This window comes from Hominisplanchenecus sp., from assembly GCF_046967715.1.
Classification (GTDB): domain Bacteria; phylum Bacillota; class Clostridia; order Lachnospirales; family Lachnospiraceae; genus Hominisplanchenecus; species Hominisplanchenecus faecis.
In genome coordinates, this window is record NZ_JBKVNQ010000102.1 from 1 (window position 1) to 5217 (window position 5217).

Sequence of the window (5217 nt, forward strand, 5' to 3'; positions counted from 1 at the left end):
CAGCAGACGAAAAAGACGCTCTTTTGAAAAAATTCCATCCAGATTATAACCCAGATGCGTTTGCTGAAATCAAGGTAGGAGCAAACAAAGGCCAGAAAGCTCCTCTGCAGCTGGCAGAAATGCTTCATTCTACAAGCCGTCTGATAAAAGATAAAGTGGATATTACAAAAGTAGATTATGACGTAGATGTACTGGTTATCGGCGGAGGCGGTGCAGGTTCTTCCTGTGCTATCGAAGCAAACAAAGCAGGTGCCAACGTAATGATCGTTACCAAACTGCGTATCGGTGATGCAAACACCATGATGGCTGAGGGTGGTATTCAGGCAGCAGATAAAGAAAATGACTCACCGGTACAGCATTATCTGGACTGCTTTGGCGGCGGACATTTTGCTGCAAAACCAGAACTTGTAAAGAGACTGGTAATGGAAGCTCCGGATGCAATTAAATGGCTGAATGAGCTGGGTGTTGAATTCGATAAAGATGCAGACGGAAGAATGGTAACTACACACGGCGGCGGAACTTCCAGAAAGAGAATGCATGCTGCAAAGGACTATTCCGGAGCAGAGATCATGCGTACGCTGCGTGACGAAGTGATCAACCGCGGAATTCCGGTTGTAGAATTTACTTCTGCTGTAGAACTGATCAAAGATGACAAAGGACAGGTTGCAGGTGCTGTTCTTCTGAACATGGAGACAGGAGATTACTCTGTTGCAAGAGCAAAAACCGTTGTTATCGCAACAGGTGGTGCAGGAAGAATGCATTATCAGGGATTCCCGACATCCAACCATTACGGTGCAACAGCCGATGGTCTGATCCTGGGATACCGTGCAGGTGCTTCCCTGTTATATCAGGATTCTATTCAGTATCATCCGACAGGAGCTATTTATCCGTCACAGATCCTGGGTGCTCTGGTAACAGAAAAAGTTCGTTCCGTAGGTGCACAGCTGGTTAATGCAAACGGAGAAGCTTACATCCATCCGCTGGAAACTCGTGATGTCAACGCTTCCGGTGTTATCCGTGAGTGCAGCGAAGGACGTGGCGTAGAAGTTCCGGGCGGAGCAAAAGGTGTATGGCTGGATACTCCGATGATCGAGATCCTCGGCGGTGAGGGAACCATCGAAAAGAGAATCCCGGCTATGTTCCGTATGTACATGAACTATGGCATTGATATGAGAAAAGTACCGATCGTGATCTACCCGACTCTTCATTATCAGAACGGTGGACTGGAGATCACAGGAGACGGATTTACAAAAGAAATCCCGAACCTTCTGGTTGCAGGAGAGGCAGCAGGCGGAATCCACGGAACCAACCGACTGATGGGTAACTCTCTGCTCGATGTCATCGTATTCGGCAGAAATGCAGGTAAAAAAGCAGCTGCAAAATACAAAGACGTAGAACTTGGTGAGATGAACCTGGATCATGTAAAAGCATATGATGAAGAACTGAAAGAAGCAGGAGTAGAAACAAACGAAGTATCTCCGATGCTGCTTCCTCATTATGCAAGACATGAAAGAAAAATCACAGGTGAAGTGGTAAGTGCATAATTAAGTAAAAAGATGCTATAAAACCACTCTTGTGCAAGCACATTGTGGTTTCAGGCTTTTGATCCTGGCATCATTATATTTTCATTTACGGGAGCTGTCATGAGCAGCTCCTGTAGATAATGAGAGGAGAAATAACATGCGTGAAATTCAGGCAAGCCAGATTACAGATGTAGTCGAAAAGCTCTGTATCGAAGCAAATGAGCATCTTCCGGAAGATGTGAAATGTGCGATCAAAAACTGCAGAGCGTGCGAAGACTGGGAAATTGCCCAGGGAGTACTGGACAAGATCATTGAAAATTATGAAATCGCTGATACACAGTGCGTACCGATCTGTCAGGATACCGGTATGGCATGTGTATTCCTGGAGATTGGTCAGGATGTACATATCACAGGCGGAGATCTTGCAGATGCGATCAACGAAGGTGTACGCCGCGGATATGACAAAGGTTATCTGAGAAAATCCGTTGTAAAAGATCCTGTCCGCAGAGGAAATACAGGTGATAATACACCGGCTATGATCTACACAGAAATCGTTCCGGGCGAGCAGATCAAGATCACAGTAGGACCAAAAGGTTTCGGAAGTGAAAACATGAGTGCAATCCGCATGTTCAAACCATCTGCCGGACTTCAGGGAATCAAAGATTTTATCCTTGAGACGGTAGAAACAGCAGGTCCGAATCCATGCCCTCCTATGGTTGTAGGTGTTGGTATCGGAGGAACTTTTGATAAAGCAGCACTGCTGGCTAAAAAAGCACTGATGCGTCCGATCGATTCTGAAAATCCAGATCCGTTCTATGCAGACCTTGAAAAAGAAATGCTGGAAAAAGTAAACAAACTGGGTATTGGACCGCAGGGATTTGGCGGAAAGACAACAGCAATTGGTCTGAACATCGAAACCATGGCTACACATATCGCAGGTATGCCATGTGCGATCAATATTAACTGCCATGTAACACGCCATAAAACGGAGGTGATTTAAATGGAAAAACATATTACACTGCCTCTTACAGAAGAACTGGCAAAAACACTCCATGCAGGTGATACAGTTTACCTGACAGGAACCATTTATACATCACGAGATGCAGGACATAAACGTATGTGTGAAGCACTGGCAAGAGGAGAAAAGATTCCATTTGATCCGACAGATGCTACGATCTACTATGTAGGTCCTACACCGGCAAAACCAGGTCAGGTTATCGGGTCTGCAGGTCCGACAACCAGCGGACGTATGGATGCTTATGCTCCGACTATGATGTCTGTTGGAGCAAGAGGTATGATCGGTAAAGGTGCAAGACTTCCGGAAGTTGTAGAAGCTATGAAGAAATACCACGGTGTTTACTTTGGTGCAATCGGAGGAGCAGGTGCACTTCTGGCAAAATGTATCAAGAAAGCAGAGCTGATCGCATACGAAGATCTGGGTGCAGAAGCACTGAGAAAACTGTATGTAGAAGATATGCCTTTATTTGTTATCATCGACTGCGAAGGAAATAACCTGTACGATGAAGGACGTAAAGCTTATCTGGATACACAGGATAAATAAAAGTTACGGCGGAGGTTTGTGAATGTGCAAATGAACGCTGTGAGAATAGGTGTATGAAATAGGACGCCATAATGATTCGAAAACAATCTCCTGACACGCATCGTTTCCTGTTCGGTTCGCTCGTGTGTTAGCCGCCCTTCGCCTAAACTCGCCTCTTCGAGGCTCAGACAGCGGCTCTTTGGGGCGGCAACATCGCAAACCTCACGACGGAAGCCTCGCTACCGTCAGTACGATTTGTTTTCGAATTCATTATGGCTGTATTGTTTGCAAGCTATTTTTACAATACCGTTAGTTGCACATTACCCAAAGCTCCTGGCCTGCCAGGGGTCGCTGAAGCGGAAGGTTTTAAAAAAATATAAGATTATATAATGCCAGAGGTACTATGACGGAGACTTGCTGTTGTCACTGTGCCTCTGGTTTTTGTTTTTCAGCACAATATACATTAAAAAGAATTGCTTGATTTTGTGGAAAAATGTATTAAGATAGAGATAACTATTCGGCAGCTTTACAGTTGCGATAAGGTTTGAGCTGTATGAAGTTATTACAGACAGAGATACAAGAACTGAAACAAAAAGACGAAAGAAAAGGAGGGCAGACGAGATGGGAGAGTTATTTGACAAACTGGCAAACTATGGAAATTCCGGTATCTATCCGTTTCATATGCCGGGGCATAAAAGACAGAAAACGGTTGATTTTAATCCATATAAAATTGACATCACAGAGATAGAAGGGTTTGACAATCTGCATCATGCCGAGGGTGTTCTCTTGGAGGCACAGAAAAAAGCGGAAAAACTTTATGGTTCGGAAGAATCGCATTTTCTGATCAACGGCAGCACGGCGGGCATCTTAAGTGCTGTTTCTGCATGTGCGAAAAAGACCGTTCTGATTGCACGTAACTGCCACAAAGCAGTTTACCATGCAGCACTGATCCGAAATCTGGATGTATATTATGTTTACCCGGAAATTCAGGAAGAATTTATGTTAAATGGCGGTATCAATCCAGCAGATGTGGAGCGTTCTCTTGAGGAGCATCCGGAAATCGAGGCGGTCGTGATTACTTCGCCAACTTATGATGGCATTGTTTCGGATGTGAAGAGAATTGCAGAAATTGCACATGCATATGGAAAACCGTTGATCGTGGATGAAGCTCATGGAGCACATTTCGGATTTTCCAAATATTTCCCGGAAAATTCCGTGCATCTTGGGGCAGATATCGTGATCCACAGTCTTCATAAAACGCTGCCTTCTTATACACAGACAGCACTGATCCATATCAACGGAAAACTCGTTGACCGTCAGAAAGTCCGGATGTTTCTGCAGATGTACCAGACCAGCAGCCCGTCCTATATTCTGATGGCTGGAATAGATGAATGTATTCGTTATGTGGAAGAGCAGGGAACAGATGCTTTTGATAAATTTGCTGAGAGGCTGGATCGCATTTATAAAAGGGCAAAAGAATTTCGTTCCATTCATTTGGTGGATGAGAGCATTGTCGGAAAAAACAGTATTTATGATTTCGATCGTTCGAAGCTGATTTTTTCTGTAAAAAAATGCGGAATCGCCGGAAATGAACTTCAGAAAATGCTGCTCCGTACTTACAATATCGAAATGGAAATGGCAGCGGGAAATTATGTACTGGCACTGACCTCGCTGTGTGACACGGATCAGGGCTTTCACAGACTGTTTTATGCCGTAAAAGGTATTGATGAACAGATCAATCGTTTCCAGACTACAGAAAGCAAAAAAGAAGGTAACTGGATTGAAGATGGAGTTACAAGAAATACTATCATTTGCACGATGAATAAAGCATTTGAATCCCAGAAAGAAAGCGTGGCTTTGCAGGAAAGTGAGGGACGGATTTCCGGGGAATTTCTGTATCTTTATCCACCTGGAATCCCGATGATCGTGCCGGGAGAGAAGATAGATGGCACACTTCTGAAAAAACTGGAAGGGTATAAGAAGAAAGGCTTTCAGTTCCAGGGGTTGAGGGATTATGGGGGAGAGAAAATTGAAGTGGTGAAGTAAATAAAAATTGACCGTTGGTTTCCCGGCAGGTGTAAGGAATGGAAATGCCGAGTTTTTAAAATACTGTTTGCAAATGAACAGTATTGCATGTGCAAATGAACGAATTCC

General features: G+C 44.3%; 4 protein-coding genes. All 4 read left to right on the forward strand.

What is annotated here, in order from left to right; genetic code table 11:
* A partial coding sequence (locus tag ACLTL4_RS10890) for an FAD-dependent oxidoreductase (protein ID WP_412320536.1) occupies window positions 1–1544 on the forward strand: 1544 nt, incomplete at its 5' end.
* Window positions 1545–1680: 136 nt separating this feature from the next.
* The gene (locus ACLTL4_RS10895; RefSeq protein WP_022119665.1) at window positions 1681–2523 is read left to right on the forward strand and encodes a fumarate hydratase; all 843 of its coding nucleotides are present in this window, start codon (window positions 1681–1683) and stop codon (window positions 2521–2523) included.
* Window positions 2524–3084, forward strand: coding sequence for a Fe-S-containing hydro-lyase (locus tag ACLTL4_RS10900; RefSeq protein WP_022119666.1), 561 nt, complete (start codon window positions 2524–2526; stop codon window positions 3082–3084).
* Window positions 3085–3684: 600 nt separating this feature from the next.
* Complete coding sequence (locus ACLTL4_RS10905; RefSeq protein ID WP_412291529.1) at window positions 3685–5109, forward strand: aminotransferase class I/II-fold pyridoxal phosphate-dependent enzyme; 1425 nt, start codon at window positions 3685–3687, stop codon at window positions 5107–5109.
* Window positions 5110–5217 lie beyond the last annotated feature (108 nt).